At 66.7% G+C, this 26,885-nt stretch carries 22 protein-coding genes; 8 read left to right on the plus strand and 14 right to left on the minus strand.

Annotation, left to right across the window (positions count from 1 at the left end; all coding sequences use genetic code 11):
* Positions 1-5: 5 nt before the first annotated feature.
* From glf to ACFMPD_RS14905, 5 genes are all read right to left on the minus strand, one after another.
* Positions 6-1,154: a UDP-galactopyranose mutase gene (glf, locus tag ACFMPD_RS14885; RefSeq protein ID WP_380996015.1), complete on the minus strand. Its 1,149-nt coding sequence runs from the start codon at positions 1,152-1,154 to the stop codon at positions 6-8.
* Positions 1,151-2,179: a hypothetical protein gene (locus ACFMPD_RS14890; protein ID WP_380996018.1), complete on the minus strand. Its 1,029-nt coding sequence runs from the start codon at positions 2,177-2,179 to the stop codon at positions 1,151-1,153. Before ACFMPD_RS14890 ends, glf begins: the two co-directional genes overlap by 4 nt.
* Positions 2,180-2,268: 89 nt before the next feature.
* Entirely contained in the window at positions 2,269-4,248 is a 1,980-nt protein-coding gene (locus ACFMPD_RS14895) for a glycosyltransferase family 2 protein (protein WP_380996020.1), read from the minus strand.
* An 88-nt stretch (positions 4,249-4,336) separates the two neighbouring features.
* A complete protein-coding gene (locus ACFMPD_RS14900; RefSeq protein WP_380996074.1) occupies positions 4,337-4,990 on the minus strand; it encodes an ABC transporter ATP-binding protein in 654 nt (217 codons plus the stop codon).
* A 133-nt stretch (positions 4,991-5,123) separates the two neighbouring features.
* Entirely contained in the window at positions 5,124-6,530 is a 1,407-nt protein-coding gene (locus tag ACFMPD_RS14905; RefSeq protein ID WP_380996023.1) for a KpsE/RkpR family capsule polysaccharide export protein, read from the minus strand.
* Positions 6,531-6,619: 89 nt separating this feature from the next.
* Between ACFMPD_RS14905 and ACFMPD_RS14910 the strand changes: the two genes are divergently transcribed.
* Positions 6,620-7,444, plus strand: coding sequence for an ABC transporter permease (locus ACFMPD_RS14910; protein WP_380996026.1), 825 nt, complete (start codon positions 6,620-6,622; stop codon positions 7,442-7,444).
* On the opposite strand, the gene ACFMPD_RS14915 is transcribed toward ACFMPD_RS14910, so the two are convergent.
* The 3 genes from ACFMPD_RS14915 to ACFMPD_RS14925 form a co-directional block, all read right to left on the minus strand.
* Positions 7,374-8,417 carry a glycosyltransferase gene (locus ACFMPD_RS14915; protein ID WP_380996029.1) on the minus strand — a complete coding sequence of 348 codons (1,044 nt, stop codon included), beginning with the start codon at positions 8,415-8,417 and terminating at the stop codon, positions 7,374-7,376. The genes ACFMPD_RS14910 and ACFMPD_RS14915 overlap by 71 nt on opposite strands.
* A gap of 225 nt (positions 8,418-8,642) precedes the next feature.
* On the minus strand, positions 8,643-9,752 hold the full coding sequence (locus tag ACFMPD_RS14920; RefSeq protein WP_380996032.1) for a ParB/RepB/Spo0J family partition protein: 1,110 nt from the start codon (positions 9,750-9,752) through the stop codon (positions 8,643-8,645).
* 37 nt (positions 9,753-9,789) lie between these two features.
* A complete protein-coding gene (locus ACFMPD_RS14925; RefSeq protein ID WP_380996035.1) occupies positions 9,790-11,193 on the minus strand; it encodes an AAA family ATPase in 1,404 nt (467 codons plus the stop codon).
* Between the two features lie 379 nt (positions 11,194-11,572).
* Between ACFMPD_RS14925 and ACFMPD_RS14930 the strand changes: the two genes are divergently transcribed.
* The 7 genes from ACFMPD_RS14930 (at position 11,573) to ACFMPD_RS14960 (ending at position 18,900) form a co-directional block, all read left to right on the plus strand.
* A complete protein-coding gene (locus ACFMPD_RS14930) occupies positions 11,573-12,616 on the plus strand; it encodes a replication initiator protein A (protein ID WP_380996077.1) in 1,044 nt (347 codons plus the stop codon).
* 432 nt (positions 12,617-13,048) lie between these two features.
* Positions 13,049-13,603 (plus strand): dTDP-4-dehydrorhamnose 3,5-epimerase, encoded by a 555-nt coding sequence (rfbC, locus tag ACFMPD_RS14935; protein WP_380996038.1) that lies wholly within the window; start codon positions 13,049-13,051, stop codon positions 13,601-13,603.
* A gap of 4 nt (positions 13,604-13,607) precedes the next feature.
* Entirely contained in the window at positions 13,608-14,645 is a 1,038-nt protein-coding gene (gene rfbB, locus ACFMPD_RS14940) for a dTDP-glucose 4,6-dehydratase (protein ID WP_380996041.1), read from the plus strand.
* Positions 14,642-15,496 carry a dTDP-4-dehydrorhamnose reductase gene (gene rfbD, locus ACFMPD_RS14945; RefSeq protein WP_380996044.1) on the plus strand — a complete coding sequence of 285 codons (855 nt, stop codon included), beginning with the start codon at positions 14,642-14,644 and terminating at the stop codon, positions 15,494-15,496. The genes rfbB and rfbD overlap by 4 nt, the downstream gene beginning before the upstream one ends.
* Before the next feature lie 4 nt (positions 15,497-15,500).
* The gene (rfbA, locus tag ACFMPD_RS14950) at positions 15,501-16,373 is read left to right on the plus strand and encodes a glucose-1-phosphate thymidylyltransferase RfbA (protein ID WP_380996047.1); all 873 of its coding nucleotides are present in this window, start codon (positions 15,501-15,503) and stop codon (positions 16,371-16,373) included.
* Positions 16,374-16,379: 6 nt separating this feature from the next.
* The gene (locus tag ACFMPD_RS14955) at positions 16,380-17,801 is read left to right on the plus strand and encodes an MBOAT family O-acyltransferase (protein WP_380996050.1); all 1,422 of its coding nucleotides are present in this window, start codon (positions 16,380-16,382) and stop codon (positions 17,799-17,801) included.
* A 10-nt stretch (positions 17,802-17,811) separates the two neighbouring features.
* A complete protein-coding gene (locus ACFMPD_RS14960) occupies positions 17,812-18,900 on the plus strand; it encodes a hypothetical protein (protein WP_380996053.1) in 1,089 nt (362 codons plus the stop codon).
* Here ACFMPD_RS14960 and ACFMPD_RS14965 read toward each other — a convergent pair.
* The 6 genes from ACFMPD_RS14965 to ACFMPD_RS14990 all read right to left on the minus strand — a co-directional run.
* Positions 18,891-19,283, minus strand: a complete 393-nt coding sequence (locus ACFMPD_RS14965; protein WP_380996056.1) for a GtrA family protein — start codon at positions 19,281-19,283, stop codon at positions 18,891-18,893. The two genes, ACFMPD_RS14960 and ACFMPD_RS14965, sit on opposite strands and share 10 nt — an antisense overlap.
* Complete coding sequence (locus ACFMPD_RS14970) at positions 19,283-20,830, minus strand: hypothetical protein (protein ID WP_380996059.1); 1,548 nt, start codon at positions 20,828-20,830, stop codon at positions 19,283-19,285. Before ACFMPD_RS14970 ends, ACFMPD_RS14965 begins: the two co-directional genes overlap by 1 nt.
* A 14-nt stretch (positions 20,831-20,844) precedes the next feature.
* Positions 20,845-21,624, minus strand: coding sequence for a WxcM-like domain-containing protein (locus ACFMPD_RS14975; RefSeq protein WP_380996062.1), 780 nt, complete (start codon positions 21,622-21,624; stop codon positions 20,845-20,847).
* Positions 21,621-22,616: a glycosyltransferase family 2 protein gene (locus ACFMPD_RS14980; RefSeq protein ID WP_380996065.1), complete on the minus strand. Its 996-nt coding sequence runs from the start codon at positions 22,614-22,616 to the stop codon at positions 21,621-21,623. Before ACFMPD_RS14980 ends, ACFMPD_RS14975 begins: the two co-directional genes overlap by 4 nt.
* Positions 22,616-23,734 carry a DegT/DnrJ/EryC1/StrS family aminotransferase gene (locus tag ACFMPD_RS14985; protein ID WP_380996068.1) on the minus strand — a complete coding sequence of 373 codons (1,119 nt, stop codon included), beginning with the start codon at positions 23,732-23,734 and terminating at the stop codon, positions 22,616-22,618. The genes ACFMPD_RS14980 and ACFMPD_RS14985 overlap by 1 nt, the downstream gene beginning before the upstream one ends.
* A 233-nt stretch (positions 23,735-23,967) precedes the next feature.
* Positions 23,968-26,885: autotransporter outer membrane beta-barrel domain-containing protein (locus ACFMPD_RS14990; RefSeq protein WP_380996071.1), on the minus strand; the 2,918-nt coding region annotated here is incomplete at its 5' end.

Below are 26,885 nucleotides of genomic sequence, written 5' to 3' on the forward strand. Positions count from 1 at the left end.
GGCCCTCAGAGCGGGGCGGTGAAAAAGGCCGGCGGGCGGGTGCCGGCGGCGACATGGCTCTGAAAGCGCCGCGCCGCGTCCAGCGCCTCGCGGATGGTCACGTCCATGTCGAGATAGCGATAGGTGCCCAGCCGACCGACAAAGCTGACCCCTTCGGTGGCCTCGGCCTGCGCCACGTAGTCGCCCAGCAGCGCCTTTTCCGCCACCTGCCGGATCGGGTAATAGGGGATGTCCTCGGGCGCGCAGGCGCGCGAGAATTCGCGGTAACAGACCGAGCCGGCATGCTCTTCCCAGGGGGCGAAATGCTTGTGTTCGGTGATGCGCGTATAGGGCACGCTTTCCTCGCCATAGTTCATCACCGCACAGCCCTGGTAATCGCCGTCATAGGTGAACCGTTCGAAATCCAGCGTGCGATAACCCAGCCGCCCGAGATCATAGTCAAACCAGCCATCCAGCGGCCCGGAATAGAACACATGGTCGTAATCGCCGGCCTGGGAACGGTCGAAAACCGTCTCTAACCGCACCGTCAGGCCCGGATGATCGAGAATGCGTTCGATCATCGCCGTATAGCCCTGCTCGGGCATGCCCTGGAACTTGTGAAAGAAATAATTGTCGTCGTAATTGAACCGCACCGGCAGGCGTTTCAGGATGCTGGCGGGCAGCGCGCTGGGATGGCAGCCCCACTGCTTTTGCGTATAGCCCTTGAAAAACGCCTCGTAGAGATCGCGCCCGACAAAGCGCATCGCCTGTTCCTCGAATGTCTGCGGATCGGCGATAGAGGTGTCGGCCTGCTCTTCGGCGATAAAGGCGCGCGCCTCGTCCGGGCGCAGGGTCTTGCCAAAGAACTGGTTGATCGTGTGCAGGTTCACCGGCAGCGAATAGACCGCGCCGCCGGTGGTCGCCTTGACCCGGTTCTTGTAGGGTTTGAACGTGGTGAATCCGTTGACGTAGTCCCAAACCTCTTCGTCATCGGTGTGAAAGATATGCGGGCCATAGACATGCACCATCACCCCGGTCTCGGGGTCGCGCCGGGTGTGGCAATTGCCGCCCACATGATCGCGGCTGTCCACCACCGTGACCGTATGCCCGGCCTCGGCCAGATGCCGCCCGATCACTGCCCCGGAAAGCCCGGCGCCGACACAGAGTATGTTCATGCTGTCTTTTTCCTTTTCTGCCCGGGCGCGGCGGCCGGGCCGGTCTGGTTCTGCTGGTCCTGGATGATGGCGCTGATCAGCGGCCAGACATAGTCGCGCATCAGGGTGTCGCTGTCCTCGGGCAGGGCCCGCGCCGCCAGCGGCATATCGGGGCCCGGCAGCGGTTCCAGAAACAGCGCGTCGCGCCCGAAATAGCGCTGCGCCAGGGCCCGGTTGCCGGGCGCGTATTCCGCCATCAGCTCGACCCTTTCGGCATGCGGGATCATCAGCTCGGTCTGCCGCCGGCCGCCGGTCAGCGCCCGGTCCACCGCGGCACAGGCCAGGTTCAGCCGCTCGCGATAGGGCTCCTTGGCCTCGTGCAGCGGCAGGCGGCGCATGAATTCCGAGATCCGCGGCGAATAGCTGGCATTGACATGCGCCGGCGCGCCGAACCCGGTCCGGTCGGTCAGCCCGATACTGTCGCAGAACATCTCGATCGGGCCGCTGGCCATCTGCTGCTTTTCATACAGGTTCAGGATCACGTTCTCGCGCCCGAACAGCTTTTCCAGATGGCGCACATAGCCATCGTACCGGATCCAGTGAAAGGCGTCGCGCATCTCAAGGAAATCGTCGAACCGGCAATGGCTCAGCTTGCTGTCCCACTGCCATTTCACGTTCTGCAGATACCAGCTTTCCAGCCAGATATCCTGGCGCCGCAGGGTGAACACCACCTTGACGTCGAACCCGTCGCGGAACCGCGCCAGCGCGCCCAGATCGCGGCGCATGCAGATATCCTCGTCGCTCAGCACGATCGCGCGGATCGGGTGTTTCTTGTCGTCGGCGCGCGCGGTCAGGGTCTCGGTCATGGCCGCGACCCGGCCGGGATCGGCAAACAGCCGGTTCATCTGGGCCAGATGCCGGCGCACGCCGAACGGATAGAGAAACCCCTGGCGCATCATCGGCTGAACGTTCTGATACAGATAGGCCTGCAGGGCCGATGTCGCGGTGCGATGGGCCCCGATATGAATGAAAAGCTGTCGTTTCACGTCTGTCACCGGTTGCGAAAGGCTCGGGCGCTGCTTACCCCCGATCCCCGGGGGAGTTCAAAGCAAAAGAATCCCCTTTTTGGCGAAGATCAGGCGGATTGCCGCGCCGCCGCCGGGTTTTGGGCCGGATTCTGGGCCGGTTTCTGGGCCGGATTATCGGTCGGTTCCGGGGCCGAATCCAACGCCGGATCCGGGGCCGGTGCCGGATCGGTCAGATGCAGCTTGGCGCGCCAATAGGGCTCGGCGGTCAGGCGGTCATAACCCGCCCGCCAGTCGTCGCGCAGCCGGTCATAGTCGCGCAGGAAACGCCGCGCCAGCCCGGCAAAACGCCGGCTTTCCCGCAGCAGCCGGCGCTTGGAATGGCGCACCGTATAGGCCTGGCGCCGGTTGCCGCTGAGATAGGTGATCTCGGCCGCGCCCCAGCTCAGGCCGATGCTGCCGCGATCCTCGGCGCGCAGCACGATGCGGCGGCCATAGCGGGAATAGAACGGCAGCAGATGGCCGTTCAGGGTGATCTTCATGCCCAGCCGCGCCAGCCAGTTCAGCGGCTTGCGCCGCGGCGGCAAATCGGCCAGATGCGGCGGCGCCGGCGCCCAGGCCTCGTCCACGGTCAGCGCCTTGATGTCGGCCCGGCGCTGCGCCATGTCGGCATGCGCGTCAAAGAAATCCGGCCCCTGCATCACATCCGCCAGCGCCAGGTTGATCGCCGCCAGGGTCTCGTAATGCATCCGCGGCAGGTTGCGCAGAAAGAACCAGACCGCGATCTTCAGGGTGCGCAGCGCGCCCACGTCCAGCGCCGGCAGGCTGAGGTGATGCGCCATGTGGCTGCGCAGATCCAGATACCAGGTCAGCGGGCTTTCCTTGTCGGTGAAACTGTCCTGAAAGGACACCACCCCGTTCAGCCGCACGATGTTGAAATCATGCACCAGCGAGAAACTGACATCGTCGCCGCGCACGAAGAACGGGAACGGCATATGCTGCACCCGGTCCACCGGAAAGGCGAAATACCACCAGCCGCCATACAGGGTCGGCGGCGCCGGCCGGCTGGTGGCGAATTCCATGGCAAAGGTCTCGCCGGTGTCGCGCAGATCGGTGCCCATGAACAGCGGCCGGCAGCGGCCGTGAAACAGCGCGCCGTTCTCCCAGATCGACCAGCGGTGCTGGGCGGTGATCATCGCGCCGGCAATCGCGGTGGCCGGGTCGGTGGCATAGGCCAGGAACATCCAGCTGCGGTCCAGGCTGGCCATGTGCACCGAGGCGTCGTCATCCATGAACAGGCAATGGCTGGCGCCGCGGTCGCGCGCCGCCAGCAGGCCGCGGGCAAAGCCGCCGGCGCCGCCCAGATTCTCGTTGCCGATCAGCGACACCTCCGGGGTTTCGGCGATCTCGGCGCTGCGGCCATTGTCGGTGACGATCAGGTGCACATGATCGGCCAGAACGCTGTCGGCCAGATGCGCCCGGAACCGCGCCACCGTGCGCTGCACCGCGGCCTCGCGGCGAAAGGTGGTGATCGCGATCGCCAGTTCGGGCACCCGGCGCGGCGCATCCCGGGTCTGCCAGGACAGGTCGCACAGCCGGCCCGGCTGCAAGGCCCGGATTTCGCAGAACAGCACGCCCTCGCCGCTTTCCGCCGCATCGCCGATCACCGCGATGGCGGCGGCCATGTCCAGCCGCAGCGGCGCCGCCCCGGACAGGGTGACGATCTCGCTGACCAGCCGGTCCCACGAGCGGTGCGGCAGCGCCAGGAACACCGTCACCTCGAACATGCCCTGCCCCGCCAGCACCAAATGCAGATCGCTCAGCGCGCAATGGCGGTGCCATTTGCCCAGGTTGAACAGGTTGAACCAGGTGTCGAATCCGGCGGTCCCGCCGGGTTCGAACCGGATTTCGCGGCCGCTGTCGGACGCCCCCACCGGGCCGCGCAGGCGCATGTAGAGATCGCGTTCGGTGCAGATGCCCTGTTCCGGCCAGATCAGACCCTGCAGGGTGGTGAACCCGTCCGGGCCGGTCCCGACAGCCGCTGCAATCGCCGATGCGTCCCGTGTCCCGGTTTCCGCCTGATCCGTCATCTCCGCAGCTCCCCTGGCCCGCCTGCGCCACTCCTTACTGGAGCCGGCCCGGCAAGTTCAACCGGCGATCGCCGCGCGCGCCGCCGCCTCAGCCCAGGATTCCGCGATGCACCGCGATCGCCTCTTCGAGATCGTCGAAATACTGCATCTGGCCGTTTTCCAGCACGATGCCGGAATCGCAAAAGGCGCGCAGATCGCGCATGCTGTGGCTGACCATGATGGCGCTGGAATATTTCATCCGCTCGGAAAACACCGCCCGGCTCTTGCGCTTGAACAGCGCGTCGCCGACGGCGGTGACCTCGTCCACCAGATAGGTGTCGAAATGGATGCCCATCGAGGCGCCGAAGGTCAGCCGCGATTTCATCCCCGAGGAATAGCTGCGCACCGGCATGTGAAAGGAACTGCCCAGCTCGGCGAAATCCTCGACGAAATCCATCAGTTCGCGCGTGTCCACGCCATAGATGCGGGCGATGAACCGCACGTTCTGCGCGCCGGTCAACTCGCCGTGAAAGCTGCCGCCGAACCCCACCGGCCAGGAAATCGTGCCGTCGCTGACGATGCGACCGCTGTCGGGACGCATGGTGCCGGCGATGATCCGCAGCAGGGTCGATTTGCCCGCGCCGTTGCGCCCCAGCAGCGCCAGCGACCGGCCCGTGGGCAGGGTCAGGGTCAGGTTGTCGACCACCACCTTGCGCTCGCCGCGGATGCGAAAGCTTTTCGTCAGGTTCTCGAAACGGATCACCGGCGATTTCTCCGAAATCGCCGGGGGGCGGCAGGGCATTTGCAGCGCAAATGTCCCGAGAGCCCCACCGTGGGATCATCTGCCCTGCCCCGAGAACCCCAGCCTGGACCGCAAGCCCCCTGCCCCATCGCCCCTAACTCCGGTCGCGGATCGAGTAATAGACCAGCGCCAGGATCGACCAGGTCAGGACCAGGAACAGGGCCGCCAGCGCCGCCAGCACCGCGCGCCGGGGATATTCCGCCTCGCTGGCCAGGGTCGGCTTGATATAGGTCGCCAGATAGCGGCTCTGGCGGGCGGCGTCGTCGCGCGCCACCTCCAGCGCGGTCAGCGCCGCGCGATAGGTTTCCTCGGCATATTCGCGATCCACGGTCAGGCTTTCGAATTCCGAGATCAGCGTCGGATAATCCTCGCCCACCGCCCCGGTATCGGTGTTGTCGCTGGCAAAGGTCTGGCGTTCGATCTCGATGCGGTCGCGGATCACGTCGATGCGGCCCTGCGCCTTGGTCAGGCGCGGGTCCTGGGCCGGGGTGGTGCCGCGCAGCAGGTCGTATTCGATCAGCGCCTCGGCCAGTTGCTGCTGCAGGTTGTTCATCACCCCCATGCGGCCCTGGATATCGGCCTCGGGGTCGACGATCTTGGTGCGGGTGCGGAACCGGGTCAGCGCCTCGCGCGCGTCCTTGAGCCGGACCAGCGCCTCTTGCAGATCGGCACGGGCATAGCCCATCGCATCCTCGCGCGCCTGGTTGTTCAGCGCGTTGATCCGGTCCTGGCTTTCGCGCACGATCTCGTTCGCGATCGCGCGGGCGGTCTCGGCGTCAAGGGCCAGCACCTGTATCTCGATCAGCCCGGTGCCGGAATCATAGGAAATGCCGACCACCCGGTGCCAGTACCAGACCAGGTCCTCGATCGTCGCCTCGGGCCACAGGGCAAAGGCCCAGTCCCGCGGCCAGTTCTGCGCGTAATGGCGGCGCAGATCGATGCGGGCATCCACCACCTCGACCATTTCCTGGCTCTGGATGAATTCATACAGGATGTCGCTGTCGCTGGCGGTCGAGCCGCCCGAGAACTGCGCCAGCCCGCCCAGCAATTCGGTGGCGCCGCCGCTTTCCTGGCTGCGCACGGTGAAACCGGCGGTCGAGGCATACTGGTCGCTGGCAAGGACCCAGAGATAGAGGATCGCCGCCGCCAGCGGCAGCAGCACCATCAGCGCGAAACTGACCAGCAGCCCCCAGTGGCGCCGCCGCATCCGGGCCGGCCCGGCGATCGGCTGCACCTGCACGACAGCGGGTTTGACGGCGGGTTTTGCCGGCTTGCCCGGCCCCCCGGGTTTGCCGCCCCCGCCCGTTTTACCGACCCCGCCCGTTTTGCCCGGCCCGGCCAGCTTGCCGGGTCCGCCCGGTTTCGCGCCGCCATCCGGTTTTTTGGGGCCGCCCGCCGGCTTGCCGCCGGCGGCTTTGCCCCCCGGTCCGGCCTGATTTCCGGCCTGATTTCCGGCCTGGTTTCTGACCGGGGCCGCCGGCGCGTCGGTTTTCTGGTTCATGCCGTCCATCCCGGTGCAAAGCCGTTTGAATCCGTCCCGGATTTCTTACATAGTCGGGGCCACAAACACCAGTCTCAGAACGCTTTTTCATGTCCCTGCTTCCGCCCCTGACACCGCCGTCGCCGCCCGTCGTGGGGCCGGCCGCGCCGCGCCGGATGGCCGCCGCGCGGGTGATCCTGGCGCTGATCCTGCGCGAGATGTCGACCCGCTATGGCCGCACCCCGGGCGGCTATGTCTGGGGCATTCTGGAACCGCTGGCGGCGATCCTGTTTCTCAGCGTCGGCTTTTCGCTGGTCATGCGCAGCCCGTCGCTGGGCACCAGTTTCCTGCTGTTCTATGCCACCGGCTATCTGCCGTTCAATCTGTACCAGACCCTGTCGGGCATGATCGGCGCCGCGATCCGCTTTTCCAAGCCGCTGCTGAAATACCCCGCCGTCACCTGGCTGGACGCGGTGCTGGCGCGGTTCCTGCTGAACAGCCTGACCGGCATTCTGGTCACCATCATCCTGCTGACCGGCATCCTGGCGGTGATCGACAGCCGCGCCACGCTGGACCTGCCGCCAATGGTGCTGGCGATGGCGCTGGCGATGGCGCTGGGTCTGGGGGTCGGCACGGTGAACTGCGCGATCAGCGGGCTGTTCCCGATCTGGGAGCTGATCTGGTCGATCCTGACCCGGCCGCTGTTCATCGCCTCGGGGATCTTCTTTCTGTATGACAACATGCCGCCGATGGCGCAGGATCTGCTGTGGTTCAACCCGCTGATCCACATCGTCGGGCTGATGCGCACCGGGTTCTATCCGACCTATTCCGCCGGCTATGTCGACGTGGTCTATGTGCTGGGGCTCAGCCTCGGGCTTCTGGCGATGGGGCTTTTGCTGCTGGGGCGCTATCATCGCGATATCCTGAACCGGTAGGCACAGCCGCCCCGGCCAGCGCCAGGATCCGCGCGTGATCCACCCCGGTGCGGCCGCGCAGCCCGTCGCCCACCGCCCGGCCCAGCAGCCGCAGGAACACCGCCCGGTCGCCGCCGTGATGGCGGATCTTGGACAGCCATTTGGGCAGCACCACCAACAGCGCCGGCCAGAACAGCCAGCCCGCCGCCAGCCGGTACAGCAACAACAGGTTGCGGTGATAGTAATAGACCTTCCACAGCGGCCGGAACCGGCCGCGCTGGCCGTGAAAGGTGGAACAGTCATGTTCGAACCGCAGCGCCGGTTCAAAGCCGATCCGCCCGCCCGCCTTGCTGAGCGCCAGGGTGAACAGCCCGTCATCGCCATAGACGAACAGCTTGCCGTCGGGATAGCCGATGCGCGCGATCGCCGCGCGCGACACGAACAGCCCGACAAAGCTGGCCACGTCCACCGCCATGCCCGGCCCGGCGTAATCGTCCGGGGTCACGTGAAAGCCGCTGCGGCCGCCGCCGAACGCGGTGCGGCGGAACTCGCGCCAGTGCCAGAACGGGTTGCGCGACGGGCGGTTCATCTCGCAGATCTCGCCATCGGGGAAATAGACCGCGGCGGCCACCGCCTCCCAGCCGCGCGCCGGCAGGGCGTGAAACGCCGCCAGGGCGCCGGGCAGGGGACGGGCGTCGTCATCCATCACCACCATCCAGTCCGGATCGAACCGCGCGCTGGCCTGGCGCATGCCGGTTTCAAAACCGCCGGCGCCGCCCAGGTTGCGGGTCTGGCTGAGCACATGCAGGCGGGGATCGTCGCAACCGGCCAGCCAGGCGCCGGTACCGTCGGTGCTGGCATTGTCGACCACCAGCACCGCATCCAGATCGGTTGCCGGTTCCGCCAGCAGCCGGCGGACCGTCTCGCGCAGCTTGTCCAGGCGGTTATAGGTCACCACCACGGCCACCAGACGGCAGCGGTCCTGTTCCTGCATTGCGCTCACGTCCTGCCCCCGATCCTGTGCCCTGCGGCTAATCCACAAATTCCGCCCCGGAGTCAAACCCGCGCGTTACCCCCCGCTGCCCCGTCCGTCGGCACGTCCTCTGCCGGGGCTTTACGGATTCGGGATGTTTCGCGCAAGGTCATATCGTTTGTTTTCAATGGTTTGCAGAAATTTGTTTCGCGCGCGAAACATTCTGGTTTTCTTATGTTTCGCGGGTCAACGGGTTTTCAGCCAATCCTGCAGCGCCGCGAACAGCGCCGCATCGACGCCGCCACCGGTCAGTTCGATCCGCTGTGCCGCCGCATCCAGCCGCGCGGTGACCCGGGTCTCTTGCAGCCGGTCGGCCACCGATCCGGCATCCAGCCCGGTCAGGCGCGGCCGTGCTGCATCGCGGGCCGGGGCTGTTGCCGGGGCAGGGTTGGGGGCGGGGGACGGGTCGGTGGCAGGAGACGGGTTGGCGGCGGCCGAGGCCGCCTGATCCCGGTCGCGCAGCGCCGCCGCCAGCAGCGCCAGTTCCGCCTCGGCGCTGTCGGGTTCCTGCTGGCGCAGCCGCAGCCTGAGCGCCGTGGCGAACCGGTGATCGTCCTGCAGCGCCTTGGCCAGCGCCAGGCCCAGCTTTTCCGGGATCGCCGCGGGAAAGCGCAACAGCCCGTCCAGCGGCTCGACCAGGGTCAGGAAACTGCCGATTTTCGAGCGCCGCGAACGGCTGACCGAGCCAAACAGGCCGCGCAGGGCGGCACGCGGCGTCGGATAGACCCCCTCATGCACCGAGCGCAGCGCGATGCGGCCCTTTTCATAGAGGCTGAGCCCGGCGCGGATCTCGTTTTCCTCGACCATCGCCACATAGGCGGCCTGGGCATCCGCCGGGGTGATCAGCCGCGCCTCTACCGTGGCGAACCGGTCCTCGCCGGTGCGCGCCTGCAGCCGGCGCAGCGCGCTCAGCCGGCGCCAGCCCGAGATCAGCCCATAGGCGGCACCGCCCTTGCCCGGCTTGTCCGCGGGCAGGGCCACCACCTCGATCGGGCTTTGCTGGCCGCGGGCCTGCAACGAAGCTTCCAGTGCTGCCATCTCGTCGGCATCCTGCACCATGCGGTCGCGCACCAGATGCGTCTCGTCGATCGCCGCCAGCGGCAGGGTCTCGATCAGCCGCCCCTGGGCGCGGGCCGTGCGCAGGGTTTCGGACAGCTCGCCCAGGGCGGCATTGGCGCTGGCCTCGCCGGCCACCTGCGCGATCGGGGCGATCGGTGCCGCACCGGGCGCGGCGCGCGCCGGCTCGGCCTGCAGAAACCCGGGCTGGGCCGGGGTCAGTCGCTTGCGTTTGGCCATGATGTCTCCTCTCCCTGCTGCGGCTGCCGGTCGCCGGTCACTGCACCGGCTCGGCGGTGCGGGCCTGTTCCTCGCGCCGCCAGATGCCGATCAGCAGCCGCTTGAAGGCGGCATAGGTGGCATCGAACGTCTCGCGCCCGCGGGCATAGGTCTCGCGGTTGAAATCGCGGTAATCGGCCTCGTAGATACCGGCCACCTGTTCGCCGGCCTGTCCGATCAGGGCGGTAAAATCCTGCCGGTGCGGGCTGAGGGTCTGGCCCAGATAGGCCTGCATCAGGGCCGACAGTTCGCCCTGCTGGGCGCCGTCATAGCGGGTAATCACCGCCCGCACCGCGTCCCATTCGAACGCCGTCTCGGGCCGGCCCAGGGCGCGGGCGGCGGTGTTCTCGCCCTCTTCGATGCTGGCAAACGTGGAATGCAGCATGTCAAAGAACCGCCCGGTGCTGTCGAATTCCAGGAACGAGGCCCCCAGCGGCACCAGCAGGATGTCGGCCGCCGCCAGCCCGTTGATGGTCAGATAGCCCAGGGCCGGGGGGGTGTCGATGAACACCAGATCGTAATCGTCCAGCACCCCGTCGGCCGCCAGCCGGTCGGTCAGCGCGTCCCACAGTTTCCAGCCGCGCGCCGCCATCCGCCAGACCGGGATCTGGAACTCGGCCCAATAGAGGTTCAGCTGGGCGCCGATCAGGTCGATATTGGGCCAGTGGGTCGGCTGGATCACGTCCCGGGCGGTCATCTCCATCGCCGTGCCCAGCGTGTCGTCCAGCGGCAGCGGTGCTGCCCCCCGGTCCAGCCGGCGCTGGTTTTCGGTGCGCAGATATTCGCCGTAATGGCGTGCCAGCAGCGGAAAGGCGGTGTGCCATTCATCCTCGACCTGGCCGCCAAAGATCGAGGTCATGCTGCCCTGGCTGTCCAGATCGAGGACCAGCACGCGATAGCCGTCCAGGGCGGCGGACATGGCCAGATGCGCCGCGGTGCTGGTCTTGCCGACACCGCCCTTGAAATTCGCCACCGCCACCAGCTTGGCCGGCAGACCCGGCGGCCGGTAGGGCAGGTAGTTCTTGGCCTTCGAGCCCTGCGCGCCGAAAAAGCCGCGCAGGCGCAGCACCTCGTCCAGCGTGAACCATTTGGCGCCGCCCTCGGTTTCGCTCTGGCCCTGCGGCAGATCCGGATTGGCTTTCAGCACCCGCCGGAAATGCGCCTGCGCCACCGGGATCAGATAGCGGGTGATTTCCCAGGTCGAGAACAGGCGCAGGCGTTTCTGCCCGGCCTCGTTCAGCCCGCGGCTGGCCAGATCCGCCCGGCCCTGGGCACAGGCCGCAGCGATGGCGGCAAAACCCGCCGTATCGGTGGGGGCGGCCAGATCGGCCAGGGCCGCATCGGGATCGATGTTGAAATAGGGCGGCAGCCCGGATCCGGACCGTGTACCGTCTTTTGCCATGAATTCTGCTCGATGTGCTGTGTTTTTGTCAGAATACCACGAAACGCATGACATGAAAGAAAAACCGTCACAAGCCGGGTGTTTTCTCAGGAAAATCAGGGCCTGGCCGGCCAGTGCCGGGGGCGTCCGCAGGAGGATGGATTTTTTTTGCGGTGTTAGAATCGTGTTATCTTAGTGTTACGGGGTTTTTCGGGATCGGGTAAAGCCGTGCGGACAAAGGGTTTTCGGCGGCTTTTTTTGAACCAGGCGATTCCGAACCCCCGAAAGACCGACTCTGAAGCCACGATCAGGTGATTCCGAACCCCCGTTGCCGCATCCTGTGGATAACCATAGGGTGAGCGTCACTGAAACCACGATAAACGAGTCGGAGATACCGGCCATGGGCAGTGCAGGCGGAACAGGGGCGCTTTCGGGCGCCGGGGCGGGGGCGTTGTTGCCGGACCGTCACCGGCAGGGCGATTTCTTTCTCTGCGACATTTTCGATGCGATCCCCAAGGACGACATCGCCTCGATGGAACATCCGCTGTTCTCGCTGGCGACCCGCCCGGACCGGCGCATCCTGAGCTATGAGCATAATGCCGCGCGCATCACCGTGACCCCCAGCGTGCGCGGGCTGGCGACGATCCATGACAAGGATATCCTGATCTTTTGCATCAGCCAGCTGATGGCGGCGATCAATGCCGGGCGCCAGGTCAGCCGCACCCTGCAGCTGAAGGCGCATGATCTGCTGGTCGCCACCAACCGCGAGACCAGCGGCGATGCCTATCGCCGGCTCAGGGACGCGTTCGAACGGCTGGCGGGGACCCGGATCACCACCAATATCGTCACCGGCGATGTCGAGACCACCAGCGGGTTCGGGCTGATCGAAAGCTGGGAGGTCGTGCGCAAGAGCCCGCGCAACCAGAAAGGCGGCGGCCGCATGGTCAGCGTCAGCGTCACCCTGTCGGACTGGCTGTTCCGGGCGGTGCTGAGCAAATCGGTGCTGACGCTCAGCCGCGACTATTTCCGCCTGCGCAAACCGCTGGAGCGGCGCATCTACGAACTGGCGCGCAAACATTGCGGCCGTCAGGCCAGCTGGACCGTGTCGGTGGACACGCTGCTGAAGAAATCCGGGTCCGCCAGCCCGCGCCGGGTGTTCCGGGCGATGCTGCGCGAGATGATCGCCGCCGGGCATCTGCCGGATTACCACATGGCCGAGGCGCCGGGCGATCTGATCCGGTTCACGCTGCGCGATCCGGTGGTCGAGGCGGTACCGCCGGTGCTGAGCGCAGAGGCGCATGCGGCGGCGCGCGTCCTGATGCCCGGCGTTGACGTGCATGCGCTGGAAGCGGAATGGCGCGGCGTCTGGGCGCGCACCGGCGCGCCGCGGCTGCGCAAACCCGACGCGGCCTTTGTCGGTTGGGTGAAAAAGCGCGCCGGATAGGGGCGCTGCCCCCGCCGCGCTGACGCGCGACTCCCCCGGAGTATTTCGGGCAAGAGGAAGCAAGGATTTATTAACCTTGCCGGTGAAATCTGGGACTGCGGTACAGGCGGGAGCGCCGATGGCCGTGCAAGGGGAAGAACTGTCTTCTTCTATGGGGGATGCTGCGGCGTCCCCCTCTCGTATTTTGGGCAATACATGCCGCACCCCCATAGCGCTTGTGCGGCAACGTGGGCGGAAAAGGCGTTTCATGGTTTTCAAAAGCACCCTGTTTCCTCTTGCTGAAAATACTCCGGGGGAGTCCGCCAGCGGCGGACGGGGGCAGCGCCCCCTGCGACCTCGGGGGAAATGCGCGCCCCGGATACAGAGAGTGGGTGACGCCTGTGGGTATCGTTGCTAAACCCGGCGCGGATTGCAAAAAAGGGTACGAGGCGCATGCAGATAGAAGAAACGCCGCTGGCGGGGGTGCTGATCCTGACGCCGGCGCGGCATGGCGATGCGCGTGGGTTCTTTTCCGAAAGCTGGAACCGCCGGCTGCTGGCCGATCATGGTATCACGCTGGATTTCGTGCAGGACAACCATTCGCTGTCGGGTGCGGTGAACACCCTGCGCGGGCTGCATTTCCAGAGCCCGCCGGCGGCCCAGGCCAAGCTGGTGCGCTGCGGGCGCGGCGCGCTGTTTGACGTGGCGGTGGACATCCGCAGGGGCAGCCCCACCTACGGGCGCTGGTTCGGCGCCGAGCTGAGTGCTGAAAACGGGCGGCAGATGCTGGTGCCCACGGGGTTTCTGCACGGATTCGTGACGCGCCGCCCGGATACAGAGATTCTTTACAAATGCAGTGCCTATTATGCTCCGGATTGCGACGGCGCGGTGCACTGGGACAGTTGCGGCATCGACTGGGGCCTGACCGCGCCGCCGGTGCTGTCAGAAAGGGATGCCGCCGCGGTGCCGCTGGCGGAATTCGACAGCCCGTTTGTCTGGGAAGGATGAGGCGATGAAACTTGTGGTCACCGGCGGCGCCGGCTTTATCGGGTCGGCCGTGGTGCGCCAGGCGGTGCGCGCCGGGCATCGGGTGGTCAACCTGGATGCGCTGACCTATGCCGCCTGTCTGGACAATGTCGCCAGCGTGGCGGATGCGCCGAATTACACCTTTGTGCAGGCCGATATCCGCGACCGCGCGGCGCTGGACGCGGTCATGGCCGATCATCGCCCCGACGCGGTGATGCATCTGGCCGCGGAAAGCCATGTCGACCGCTCGATCGACGGACCCGGCACCTTTATCGATACCAACATCACCGGCACCTATACGTTGCTTGAGGCGGCGCGGGCCTGCTGGCTGCAGGCGGGCAAACCCGAGAGCTTTCGCTTTCACCATATCTCGACCGACGAGGTCTATGGCAGTCTCGGTCCCGAGGGCCAGTTCACCGAGGACACGCCCTATGATCCGCGCAGCCCCTATTCCGCCTCCAAGGCGGCCTCCGATCACCTGGTGCGCGCCTGGCACGAGACCTATGGGCTGCCGGTGGTGCTGACCAATTGTTCCAACAATTACGGCCCCTATCATTTCCCCGAAAAACTGGTGCCCGTGGTGATCCTGAACGCGCTGGCCGGCAAGCCGATTCCGGTCTACGGGGCCGGCGCGAATGTGCGCGACTGGCTCTATGTCGAGGATCACGCCGACGCGCTGCTGACGGTGCTGGCGCGGGGGCAGGTGGGGCGCAGCTATAATATCGGCGGCGAGAACGAGGCCCGCAATATCGACCTGGTGCGCAAGATCTGCGCCATCCTGGACGCAAAACGCCCCCGGGCCACGCCCTATGCCGATCAGATCACCTTTGTCGCCGACCGGCCCGGTCACGATGCGCGCTATGCCATCGATCCGACCCGCATCGCCACCGAACTGGGCTGGCGGCCCAGTGTCACCCTGGATCAGGGGTTGGAACAGACCGTGCAATGGTATCTGGACAACGAGGCCTGGTGGCGCGCCCTGCAGGACCGCGCCGGTGTCGGCCAGCGGCTGGGCACCGGATGATCCTGGTCTTTGGCAAAACCGGGCAGGTGGCCCGGGAACTGGCGGGTGCGGACGATGTGAGATGTCTGGACCGCGCGGCGGCGGATCTGTCCGATCCGGCGGCCTGTGCCGCGGCGATCCGGGCCCATGCCCCGCGCGCGGTGATCAACGCCGCCGCCTATACTGCGGTGGATGCGGCCGAAGGGGACGCGGCACGGGCCACGGTGATCAATGGCGACGCCCCCGGCGCGATGGCGCGGGAATGTGCGGCCCTGAACATCCCCTTTGTCACGATCTCGACCGATTACGTGTTTGACGGGTCCGGCACGGCGGCGTGGCAGCCCGGCGACCCCACCGGCCCTTTGGGCGCCTATGGCCGGTCCAAGCTGGCCGGCGAGCGCGCGGTGGCGGCGGCGGGCGGCACCTGGGCGGTCTTGCGCACCAGCTGGGTGGTCTCGGCGCATGGCCAGAATTTTGTCAAAACCATGCTGCGGCTGGGGGCCGAGCGGGAGGGTCTGAACGTGGTGGCCGACCAGATCGGCGGGCCGACCCCGGCGCGCGACATCGCGGCGGCCTGCCTGCGGATGGTGCAGGTCCTGGCCACGCAGCCGGACAAGGCCGGGATCTATCATTTCGCCGGCGCCCCCGATGTCAGCTGGGCGGATTTCGCCCGCGCGATCATGGCGCAGGCGGCGCTGGACTGCCGGATCACCGACATTCCGTCCAGCGCCTATCCGACCCCGGCGGCGCGGCCTGAAAATTCGCGGCTGGACTGTTCCGGTTTTCAGGCCGCCTTTGGCCTGACCCGGCCCGACTGGCGCGCCGGGTTGGCGGATATTCTGAACGCGTTGAAAGAGTTGAAAGAGGTTTGATCACATGAGCACACGCAAGGGCATCATTCTGGCCGGCGGCAGCGGCACGCGGCTCTACCCGATCACCATGGGGGTCAGCAAACAGCTGCTGCCGATCTATGACAAGCCGATGATCTATTACCCGCTGAGCGTGCTGATGCTGGCCGGTATCCGCGACATCCTGATCATCACCACGCCGCAGGATCAGGACCAGTTCCAGCGCACCCTGGGCGATGGCCGCCAATGGGGCGTGTCGCTGACCTATGTGGTGCAGCCCAGCCCCGACGGGCTGGCCCAGGCTTACATTCTGGCCGAAGACTTTCTGGACGGGGCCCCCAGCGCGATGGTGCTGGGCGACAACATCTTTTTCGGCCATGGCCTGCCGAAACTGATGGCGCGCGCCGATGACGCCGATCAGGGCGGCACGGTGTTTGGCTATCACGTGGCCGATCCCGAACGCTATGGCGTGGTGGCGTTCGACAGGGACGGCGCGGTGCGCGAGATCATCGAGAAACCCCAGGTGCCGCCCAGCAACTATGCGGTGACCGGGCTGTATTTCCTGGATGGCACGGCACCGGCGCGGGCGCGGCAGGTGACGCCGTCCGATCGCGGCGAGCTGGAGATCACCAGCCTGCTGGGCATGTATCTGTCAGACGGGCTCTTGCGGGTCGAGACCATGGGGCGGGGCTATGCCTGGCTGGACACCGGCACGCACGGGTCGCTGCTGGAGGCGGGCAATTTCGTGCGCACGCTGGAGGAACGCCAGGGGTTGCAGACCGGCTGTCCCGAAGAGATCGCGTTCGAGCAGGGCTGGATCACGCCCGACGAGCTGGCCGCGCGCGCCGAGATGTTCGCCAAGAACGGCTATGGCGCCTATCTGGCGGGCCTGCTGGACTGACGCCGCGTGCTGTTCACCGAACTGACCTTTTGGCTGTTCTTTGCCATCGTCGCGGGGCTGTATGTGCTGTTGCCGCACAAGGCGCAGAACCGGATGCTGCTGGTTGCCAGCTATGTGTTCTATGGCGCCTGGGACTGGCGGTTTCTCAGCCTGATCCTGCTCAGTACGCTGGTGGATTACGCCGTCGGTCTCAGGATGGCGACCGAGACGCGCCAGGACCGGCGCCGGCAACTGCTGGGGGTCTCGCTGGCGGTCAATCTGGGCATGCTGGGGGTCTTCAAGTATCTCGGCTTTTTCGTCGACAGTTTCCAGGCGCTGCTGGCCGGGGCCGGCTATGCCGCCGATCCTTTCATGCTGTCGATCGTGCTGCCGGTGGGGATATCCTTTTATACGTTTCAGACGCTCAGCTATACGATCGACATCTACCGGCGCGAGATGGAACCCTGCCGGGACGCGCTGGATTTCGCGCTGTTCGTCGCCTTTTTCCCGCAGCTCGTGGCCGGGCCGATCGAACGGGCAAAGAACCTGTTGCCCAATATCGCCGCCCCGCGGGTGCTGAGCTGGGAGGCGCTGGGGCGCGGCGCGGTGCTGTGCCTGCTGGGGCTGATCAAGAAGATCGTCATCGCCGATGCCATCGCGCCGTCGGTCGATGCGGTCTATGCCAGCCCCGACCCGACCCGGGCCGACGTGATCCTGGCGACCTGGCTGTTCGCGATCCAGATCTATTGCGATTTCTCGGGCTATACCGATATCGCCCGCGGCGTGGCCAAGATGCTGGGGTTCCGGCTGATGCGCAATTTCGCCCAGCCCTATTTCGCCATCGACCCGCAGGAATTCTGGCGGCGCTGGCATATCAGCCTGTCCAGCTGGCTGCGCGACTATCTTTACATCTCGCTGGGCGGCAACAAGGGCGGGCCGCGCAAGACCTATCGCAACCTGATGGCGACGATGACGCTGGGCGGGCTGTGGCACGGGGCGGCGTGGAATTTCGTGCTGTGGGGGCTGTATCAGGGCGCTCTGCTGGCCGTGCACCGGGTCCTGGCCGGGACGCATAAGCGCAGCGGCGAGGGGGCGCGGCGCAGCCCGCTGGCCTGGGCCGGGCGGGTTCTGGTCATGGCGCTGTTCTTTCAGGTGGTGTGCTATGGCTGGCTGCTGTTCCGGGCGACGTCCTTTGCGCAGATCGTCGATTTCACCCAGCGCCTGTTCACCGGTCCGGCCGGGCTGAGCCTGCCGTCCATCCCGATCGCCGCCTGGCTGGCGATGGCGTTTCTGCTGGTCTGGGACATGCTGATCGAACGCTCGGGCGATGTGCGGTTCTATCAGAGCTGGCCGCTGGCGCTGCGGGCCGCGACCTATGCCGGGATGATCTATCTTCTGGCCTTCGGGGCGACCACGGCGACCTCGGCCTTCATCTATTTCCAGTTCTGAGGGGCGGGCGATGAAAAAGTTCCTTGCGATGCCTGCCCTGATCCTGCTGTTCCTCGGGCTCATGGATCTCGGCGTTGCCGTCCTGCTGCACCAGGCCGAGGCGCGGGGCCGGCTGGGCAGTCTGGTGCGCTATTTCGACTATGGCCGCTCGGTGCCGGGCAAGCTGGCGCAGTGGCAGGCGCATCCGGGCACCCCCGGCAATCTTTACGACGTGGCCTGGCGGCCGGATATCCTGGCCGGCTCGGCCGCCGCATTCGCCGCCGAAGCCCCGGATACGGGGCCGGTGATCCGCAGCTATGGCATGTCCTTTGTCGGCAATGTCATCGCCGCCGCCCAGGCCCAGGATCCGGGCCTGCGCTGGGACAATCACGCCGGTCCCGGCGCGCCGCCCAATTTCACCTATGCGCTGTTCCAGGAGGACCGCGCCAACCGGCGCCCCGGCGATATCGTGGTGCTGGGTATCCTGTCCTCGGCGATCCCGGGCATGGCCGCGCTTGGCAATCGCAGCTGGGTCTTTGAACAGCCCGCCCCGTTCACCTATCCGGTGTTTCACCCCGAGGGCGCGGGGTTGCGGCGGATCGAGCCGCTGGTGACCAGCGCCGCCGACCAGCGCGCCCTGGCCGGCGATGCGGCGGCGGCGCGGGCCTGGGCCGATCAGCTGGCCACAGAGGACGCGTTTCACGCGCCGGTCACCTTTGGCGCGGTCTGGCTGGATGTCTCGCCCTTTGCGCGGCTGGTGCGCCGGTCGCTGGCCAAGAGCCATATCGCCCGCACCGAGGCGGCGATCCTGGGTGGCGGCGTCTATCCCCATGCCGAGGTTCTGGAGCGCATGATCACGGCTTTTGCCGGCACCGCGCGGGCCGACGGGCAGGTGCCGGTGGTGATGCTGATCCAGACCCGCAACCCGGCGGATGCCGATGTGCTGGCGCTGGCCGGCCCGGCGCTGCGGCGCGCCGATGTGGCCTATCTGGCCACGGCCGAGCATGTCGATCCGGCGGACCCGTCCGGTTTCGTGAGCGACGGCCATTACACGCCCGCGGTCGATGCCGTGTTCGGGCGGGCGTTTCTGCGGCTCTTGCCGGGTGCGGATCAGCGATAGACCCAGAGCCGGGACAGCACGAACGAGGTGCCGGCGATGATCACGGTGACCAGGATCTGTGCCGGATAGAACCCCATGCCGATGCGTTCGATCAGGGTATGGATCAGCGTCGCGTTCATCGCCATGCACAGAAGATGCATCAGGATATAGCGCACCAGCCGGGCGCCGGTGGGGGTGCTGCCAAAGGTCACCCGGGCCTGGGCGGCAAAGTTGAACACCGCGCTGACCACATAGGCGAACAGGCTGAGCACCACGATATTGCCGATGAAGGGGCGCGCCAGGGCCAGCACGACGAAATACAGCCCCACCGTGGTCAGCCCCACCAGGCCGAATTTCGTGCCGGTCCAGACGAGGTCCTGCAGGCTGGCTCGGTCGATCCGCATCAGGGGGCTCCCAGCAAGATGTAATGTGGCGTTTCCTGCCGCACGCGATAGCCCGTCAGGGTCCGGGTCAGCAAGCCGTCGATGCTGTCCCCGGCCGGGGCGTCGGGCGCGTCCGGCGCGGGCAGGGCGACTTCGCGGGTGTCGACCAGCACAAAGGCGGGGGGCTTGGCGCGCAGGTCGCGGTCGATTTCCGTCAGCCAGTCCCCATAGCCGGAGAAATTGGCCGCCAGACCGTCCAGCCCGGCCAGCTGGAAAAACCGCAGGCTGGCGCGGCGTTCGGCCAGATACGGCACCATGAACACCCGGCCCCATTGCAGCACAAAGGCATCCGGCGCGCTGTCGGCGCGGATGATCCGCACAGTTTCGGCGATGTCGGACCAGGCGGGCTGGTTCGGGTCATGCTGCACCGGGACAAGGTCGCCCCGGGCCAGCAGGGCGGCGTTGTCGCGATAGGACCAGAGCTTTTTCGCGGTGCCCAGCGTCACCAGCCCGGCACAGGCCAGCAGCGCGGCGCCGGCCAGCAGACGCGCAGCGCGGCCACCGGCACGCCGGCGGGCGCGGTTCAGCCCGTCCAGCGCCACCGCGATGAGCAGCACCAGCAGCGGCAGCAGCCCGCCGAGATGATAGTCAAAGCCCTTGTTCTGCACGAAATAGGACAGCAGCACCATGACCGCCAGCCCGGCGATCAGCAGCAGCCCGCGGCCGAGGCCGCGCCGCGCGCCCCAAAGCAGCGCACCCAGGGCGGCCAGGGCCAGGATCCAGTGCCAGGAATGGCTGAGCAGGAACAGCATGGGCTGCACCAGGCGGCTGCGCGGCTGCGGCACCTGATAGGCTTCGAGGTTGAACAGGATGGACTGCTGATAGAAATCGTCGAGCACCCCCAGCCCGGCCCCATACCAGGCGACGCCGCCGATCACCGCGGCAAATCCGAGGCACAGTGCCAGGCTCTGGCCCAGCCGCACGGTGCGGGGCAGGGGCGGTTCGCCCGGAAAGCGCAGCCAGTCAAAGATCAGCAGCCCCGCCAGGGCGCTGAGATAGGTGGGCCGGATCAGCGTGGCCATGGCCACCAGCGCCCCGGCCAGCAGGCTGGCCGCGGCCGGGCGGCGGGCCTGGGGCGGCAGCGCCAGAAAGGCCGCGCCCAGCAAGAGCCCCATGGCGACGATGTCGCGCTGCCCGGCCATCCAGTAACCCGAGGTGACATAGAGCGCCGGATAGAGAAACAGGAACACCCAGGGCGCGACGGCAAACCCGGCGCGGCCGAGGAACCCGGCGCCGGCCGCTGTCGCCCCGGCCAGCACCAGCGTGTCCACCGCGCGAAAGCTCCAGAATTCGGCGCCAAACAGCCGCAGCCCGGCCTCGTGCAGGAACATCTTGCCGGGAAAGTTCTGTTCGACCGCGCCGCCGTAATAGACATCGCCCTGCAGATGCGACCAGGCGATATAGTCAAACAGCGCCTGATCGGGCGAGACCGGCACCGTCAGATAGAGTGCCGCCAGCAAGGCGAACCACACCGCCCAGAGCGCCAGCAGCGGCCCCCGTCCTGTCACCGGCCCCCGTTCTGTCACCGGTTTGCGTCCAGTTCGGCGCGAAAGGTTTCATAGTCCCGGATGTAATCGGCGTTGTCATAGGCATGCGAGGCAAAGACGAACAGCACCGCGTCACGGGTATAGTCATATTGCGTGCCCCAGATCATCGGCGGCAGGTAAAGGCCGATATCGGGACGCGACAGCACCACCTCCTGGCGGTTCTCGCCATCGTCCAGCAGCGCCCGGCACGAGCCGCGCATGCAGATCAGGAACTGGTGGCATTCGCGATGCGCATGTTCGCCGCGCAGCTTTTCCGAGGGCACGTCATAGACCGCGAAATAGCGTTTCGGCAGAAACGGCAGGTCGCGGTCGATCTCGCCGACGGTCAGGTTGCCGCGGCTGGCTTCGAGCACCTGCGGCATCCGGTAGACCGCGGCATGGCCGACATCCAGCGGGATGATTTCGGCCTTTGCGCGGTTGCTGTCGGCCCCCGGGCCGCCGCCGGTGAATGTCGTGATGTCCTGGGGCAGGGCGGTGGTATAGCCGACGACCTGCGCCGGGTTGCCCTCGGCAATGGCGTTGGGCGGAATGGCGTTCAGCACCACCGCGCCGTCGCGGATGCGGGCGCCGCGGCCGATCTCGACCCCGGCGGCGATCACCGCCCCGGCGCCGATTTCGGCCCCGGCGCGCAGGATGATCGGTTGCGCCGGTGTGTCGCCCAGGACCGCGCCGCGGCCGATCCGCACGTTTTCCTCGAGCCGGACATTCTGGCCGTGGCTGACATCCGGTCCGATGTCGGTTGCTGTCTGGTTCATCCGGCGCCTCCTGCGGAAACGGCTGTGGCATCCGCCGGGTCCGTGGCGGCCGGGGCGGCCGGGGCACCGGGAAATTTCTGCGAGGACATGACGATATGCAGCGGCCGCCCCTTGGTGTTTTCAAAGACGCGCCACAGATAGATGCCCAGCACCCCCAGAGACAACAGCTGCAGCGTGCTGAAGAACAGGATCACCAGCATCGTTGCGGCATAGCCCGGCACGTCGATCTGCCCCAAAATGGCACTGAGAAACACCACCAGCCCCAGCACGATGCTGATCGCCAGCCCGCCGAATCCCAGGATCAGCAGCAGCGAAATCGGCAGATCCGAAAAGCTGAAGATGCTGTCCTGCATGTATTTCCACTTTTTCACAAAGGTCCAGGACGAGGTGCCGATCTCGCGGTCGGCGCGGTCATAGGGCAGCCCCTTGCGGCGAAAGCCGATCCAGAACAAGAGCCCCACCAGCGAGCTGTTGCGTTCGGTCAGCCCCAGGATCTGGTCGCGCACCGCCGCCGTGATGCCAAAGGTGTCGACCCCGCCCTTGGGGATGTCCGGGGCGACGAAGCGCCGGTAGGCGCCCCAGAACAGCGACGAGGCGACGCGCGTGTGCCAGGGGTCGCCGCGGCGCTGGCGCAGGCCATAGACCACGTCGCATTCATCCGCCGCCAGGGCCTGTTGCATGCCGATGACCAGCTCGGGCGGCTCCTGCAGGTCGGCGGCCATCACCGCCATGTTGTCGCCCTGCGCCCGTTCCAGCCCGGCGCGGATCGCCGCCAGCGAGCCGAAATTGCGCGACAGGGCGATCAGTTGCGCATTGAGCCCGGTGGCGGGCAGGGCGTCCCGCAGCACCGGATAGGACCGGTCCGGGCTGCCATCGACGACAAAGATCACCTCGAAGGTGTCATCGATCCGGTCGCGCAGATTCTGCACCGCGTCCAGCAGCGGCGGGATATTGGCCTCGTTCTTGTAGACCGGGATGATCAGGGAAAACATCAGCCGCCCCACGCCTTGACCGTCGCCACCACATGATCCCGCTCGGCATCCGTCAGATAGGGATGGATCGGCAGCGACACCTCGCCGGTGGCAAAGCGCCGGGCCCGGGTCAGGTCGCCATGCACAATCGGCGCGCCGCGGTCGGTCATCGCTGTCTGGTCGGGGATCAGCACCGGGTAATGCAGCCCGCCCTGGATGCCGTTCCGTTTCAGGTGGTCGAGAAAGGCGTCGCGGCGCGTCGGCGCCACCAGGACCGGAAACAGATGCCAGCCCGCGCCCTCGGGGTCGGGACCGGGCAGCAGGGTCACATGCGGCGTGTCGATGCCCGCCAGATAGGCTGCCGCGATCGCCCGGCGCCGCGCCAGCCAGGTGTCGAGCCGCGGCAGAAAGGCGTGGCGCAGGGTGGCGGCGTGCAGCTCGTCGAGCCGGCTGTTCAGCCCGATCACCGCGTGCACATAGCGTTCGGTCTGGCCGTAATTGCGGATCGAGCGCGCCAGCCTGTCCATGTCGGCGGTGGCGGGCAGCAAGGCGCCGCCATCGCCGATCGCGCCCAGATTCTTGGTCGGGTAAAAGCTGAAGGCCACCGCATGACCGTCCGCCCCGACGCCGCGGCCGTCGCGGCGCGCGCCGATCGCCTGGGCGGCGTCCTCGATCAGCGCGATGCCCTGCGCCGCCGCCAGCGCGGTCAGGCGCGGCATGTCGGCGAGATGGCCGTAAAGATGCACCGGGATCATCGCGCGGATGCCCGGATCGGCGGCCAGCGCGGCGGCGGCGGCGGCGGGGTCCAGCAGCCCGTGTTCATCGGTGTCGCAATAGACCGGCTCGGCCCCGGCGCGCAGGATCGCCAGCCCGGTGGCAAAGGCGCTGAGCGGCGTGGTCAGCACCCGGTCGCCGGGCCCGATGCCGGCGGCGCGCAGCGCGATTTCCAGCGCATCCATGCCGTTGCCGCAGCCCACGGCCGTCTCGCGGCCGCACCAGGCGGCCAGAGCCGCCTCGAAATCCGCGACCTGCCGGCCCAGAACGTACCAGCCGCTGGACCCGACCTCGGTCACGGCGGCGGTGTAGTCATCTTTGCAATCCGCCCAGAGGCGGTCGAATCTGTTCGCGGAAACGTCCATAAGGCCCTACATAACAAACCAAACCCGACAGGCATATATGTCGCCAAAAGTGTTGGTTTTAAGACATTTAGCGTGCCACATGGAGGCTTTTAGCATACGCAGGGCGGCCGGTATCGGCAATAGGGCACGTGCCGGTATCCGGTGCGGGGGGCGCTGGCGCGCGCGCCCTGTGGCGCACGCGCATCGGTGAGGGCTGCCGGGGCTCTGTTGAACCCCGGACGGGGGCGGAGTTGTCAGAAGAACCAGTGGTCCTGAGAGAAATCGTCCCCCGCAGAGCCCCCGGCCGACCCGATGCTGTCGGTCACCGGATCGGTCACCGGCTCAGTCGGGGCCGGCGCGCTGGCCGCGGCGGTGTCGTCAACGGTGCTGGTCGTGTTCTGACCGCCGCCGGCGCTGAGCGTCAGCAGCACCGTGTCGGTGCCGTGATCGACCACCAGATCGGCGCTCAGATCGCTGCCCAGCCCGACGAACTTGATCTCGTCCAGCTGGCCCAGCAATTCGTCCACCGCGATCAGGGTGTGCGATCCGGCGCCGCCGGAATAGTCCGACAGATCGACCTGCAGCGTGCCGTCCAGCGTGACGCTGGAATGGACCGGGCTGCCGGTCTGGTCCCAGGCGCCCGAGCGGAATTCCTCGATGGTCGAGAAGCCGCCGGCATCGCCCTTGAAGGTCAGCGTGCCGCCGGCCTGCATCTGCAGCTTGGCGGTGCCGCTGTTGGCCCCGTCAAACCCGATGCGCGCATCCGAGCCGTCGACGGTCAGCTGGCTGCCATCGGTGAGCGTATAGCTGCCGCCCGAGGTGGCCAGCAGGGTCTGCCCGTCACTGGCCTGCATCAGGGTCTTGCCGGTGACATTGCCGGTATTGGCAAAGCGGCCGCCATCCACATCGATCTGCAATTGCTGGGCGCCGGCATAGCCGTCGGTCCAGAACTGGCCACCATTGACGGTCTGGATCAGACCCTTTGCCCCGCTTGTGGACAGCGTGCCGTCGACCGTGAGCTTGCCGTGATTGACATGGAGATCGCCGCCGCCCAGGTCGAGATTGCCCAGTTTCGTGGTGCCGCCATATTGCACGTGATTGCCGCCCAGATCGACATTGTCGCCGGCATCGGGCAGTTCCTGGCTGTCCCAGTTGATGCGGTTGTCCCAGCGGATGCCGTCGGCGATCGCGTTCGGGATGAACCGATGCTCGGTCACGCTGCCATCGCCATTGGCGGCAACCCCGAACCCGGCCTGGAAATAGGCGATGATGTCATCGGCGGTGACCGAAGCCGTGCCGGCCAGAACCGCATCCATCATCTCGGTGATGGTGGCCTTGTCCTTGCCCAGCAGCGACGCGGCAAAGTTCTGGATCGTGGTGGCATCGGCGCGGGCGGTGTCGCTCACCTGGCCGTTGTCGGACACGTGATCCCAGACCTGGCCGCTGCCCAGCCAGTTGTAGATGATGGTGTCGTCATAGGCGATGCCGTTTTCCGACTGGAAGGCCGGGTGGGTCACGGTCTTGCCGGCCAGTTCGCCGGCATTGGCCGGGTCGGCCAGATGCGCGATGATGTTGTCCAGAAAGGCGGTGTCATAGCCCCGGTCGGTCAGGCCCAGCGTCAGCCCGCCCATGGAGGGGCTCAGCTTGTGCGCCCCCGAGGTGATCAGGTTGTCGGCAAAGAAGCTGTAATTGCCGATCGGGCCGGCCCCGGCATGGTCGCCGCCAAGCGCGTCCACGGCGGCATTGTTGTCGACAAAGACATTGTCCTCGATAAAAGCGCCGCCACGGAACTGGGCCCCGTAAGAGGCCCCCTGCGAGACGATATTGTCGCGGAAGGTGACATCGGTAGTGTCGTTCTGGAAATAGACATTGTGGCTGAACATGTTGGGCGGCATGCCGCCCAGGGTCGAATTGTCCATGCGATAATCGTCTTCCCAGCCGGTGTGGTGGAAGATGTTGTTTTCCATCAGCACGCCATCGGTGACCCCGATATAGGCTGCGGTGATCGTGCCCGACCATTCGGGACCGGCGGGTTTTTCGACGGTGATATGCGACAGGTCGGAATCGCGCAGGGTGATGCCTTCCATGTATTGGAAGGCGACGCCCTGACCGGTGAATTCACTGTCATTGACGATGATGTTGCTGCCTTTCAGCCCCATGATGCCGCCCTTCGGCGCCAGGCCATCGAACACGATATTGTCGCTGTCCAGCTGAAAGATCCGAATCTGGTCGGTCAGGACCGGGCGCGCGCCGCTGCCCCAGGACGAGATATAGATCGGCTGCAGCGGGCTTTCGCCCGAGGTGCCGGCGGTGATCAGACGGCCGGTGTTTTCATAGGTATAGCCCTTTTCGAACATGAGCCAGTTCGAGGAAACGACCGGTTCGGCCTGGACCGGATGCAGCGCATACCACAGATCCATGCCGATATCGGTGGCCAGCGCCTTGCCTTCGGACCCGCCATATTCCGGGTGGTCGCGCAGCCATTGGCCGGTGATCGTGCTTTCGCTTACGTTTTCGCGCGCGGCGATGTCGGCCGCCGTCAGGGCGTTGCTGCTGCCCGAGACATAGACCTTGCGGTGATTGTCGCCGGTCTCGATGACCAGATCGCCCTGGGCATCGGTTTCCAGCATGTAATGCTTGCCTTCGCCCCAGCCGGCCTTCTGGTCGGGGGCAGAGACGTTCAGCGCCGCGCTGCGGGCTTCGGTGGTCCCATTGGCATAGGTGATCTTGAAATCGAACGCGAGCGCCCCGCTGTAATCGCTGCCCGACAGGACCAGGGCCAGCGAGTTGTCGGGATTGACCGTGACATTGCCCTGCGCGGGGCCATTGGTGATCTGGATCGAGGCGATGTCCTGCGTGGCATCGACGGTGAACACCGTCACCCGGCCGCCATCGACCGCGACGGTTGCGCCCGGGGCCAGGGCCACCGGGGCGGTCTGATCGCCGGTCCCGCCATCGTCGGTCGAGGGCGGCGGCGTGGTGGTGTCGGTCTGGTCCCCCACCGATCCGGTCCCGCCATCGTCGGTCGAGGGCGGCGTGGTGGTGTCGGTCTGGTCCCCCACCGATCCGGTCCCGCCATCGTCGGTCGAGGGCGGCGGCGTGGTGGTGTCGGTCTGGTCCCCCACCGATCCGGTTCCGCCATCATCGCTGGGCGGCGGCGTGGTGGTGTCGG

Source organism: Sedimentitalea sediminis (genome assembly GCF_042687825.1).
In the GTDB taxonomy this organism is placed as follows: Bacteria; Pseudomonadota; Alphaproteobacteria; order Rhodobacterales; family Rhodobacteraceae; genus Sedimentitalea.

Bases quoted from the DNA above. Each gene is read 5' to 3' on its own strand.
- glf (WP_380996015.1), bottom strand. From the start codon at position 1,154: ATGAACATACTCTGTGTCGGCGCCGGGCTTTCCGGGGCAGTGATCGGG.
- ACFMPD_RS14895 (WP_380996020.1), bottom strand. From the start codon at position 4,248: ATGACGGATCAGGCGGAAACCGGGACACGGGACGCATCGGCGATTGCA.
- ACFMPD_RS14905 (WP_380996023.1), bottom strand. From the start codon at position 6,530: ATGAACCAGAAAACCGACGCGCCGGCGGCCCCGGTCAGAAACCAGGCC.
- ACFMPD_RS14910 (WP_380996026.1), top strand. From the start codon at position 6,620: ATGTCCCTGCTTCCGCCCCTGACACCGCCGTCGCCGCCCGTCGTGGGG.
- ACFMPD_RS14915 (WP_380996029.1), bottom strand. From the start codon at position 8,417: ATGCAGGAACAGGACCGCTGCCGTCTGGTGGCCGTGGTGGTGACCTAT.
- ACFMPD_RS14920 (WP_380996032.1), bottom strand. From the start codon at position 9,752: ATGGCCAAACGCAAGCGACTGACCCCGGCCCAGCCCGGGTTTCTGCAG.
- ACFMPD_RS14925 (WP_380996035.1), bottom strand. From the start codon at position 11,193: ATGGCAAAAGACGGTACACGGTCCGGATCCGGGCTGCCGCCCTATTTC.
- ACFMPD_RS14930 (WP_380996077.1), top strand. From the start codon at position 11,573: ATGGGCAGTGCAGGCGGAACAGGGGCGCTTTCGGGCGCCGGGGCGGGG.
- rfbC (WP_380996038.1), top strand. From the start codon at position 13,049: ATGCAGATAGAAGAAACGCCGCTGGCGGGGGTGCTGATCCTGACGCCG.
- rfbB (WP_380996041.1), top strand. From the start codon at position 13,608: ATGAAACTTGTGGTCACCGGCGGCGCCGGCTTTATCGGGTCGGCCGTG.
- rfbD (WP_380996044.1), top strand. From the start codon at position 14,642: ATGATCCTGGTCTTTGGCAAAACCGGGCAGGTGGCCCGGGAACTGGCG.
- rfbA (WP_380996047.1), top strand. From the start codon at position 15,501: ATGAGCACACGCAAGGGCATCATTCTGGCCGGCGGCAGCGGCACGCGG.
- ACFMPD_RS14960 (WP_380996053.1), top strand. From the start codon at position 17,812: ATGAAAAAGTTCCTTGCGATGCCTGCCCTGATCCTGCTGTTCCTCGGG.
- ACFMPD_RS14965 (WP_380996056.1), bottom strand. From the start codon at position 19,283: ATGCGGATCGACCGAGCCAGCCTGCAGGACCTCGTCTGGACCGGCACG.
- ACFMPD_RS14975 (WP_380996062.1), bottom strand. From the start codon at position 21,624: ATGAACCAGACAGCAACCGACATCGGACCGGATGTCAGCCACGGCCAG.
- ACFMPD_RS14980 (WP_380996065.1), bottom strand. From the start codon at position 22,616: ATGTTTTCCCTGATCATCCCGGTCTACAAGAACGAGGCCAATATCCCG.
- ACFMPD_RS14985 (WP_380996068.1), bottom strand. From the start codon at position 23,734: ATGGACGTTTCCGCGAACAGATTCGACCGCCTCTGGGCGGATTGCAAA.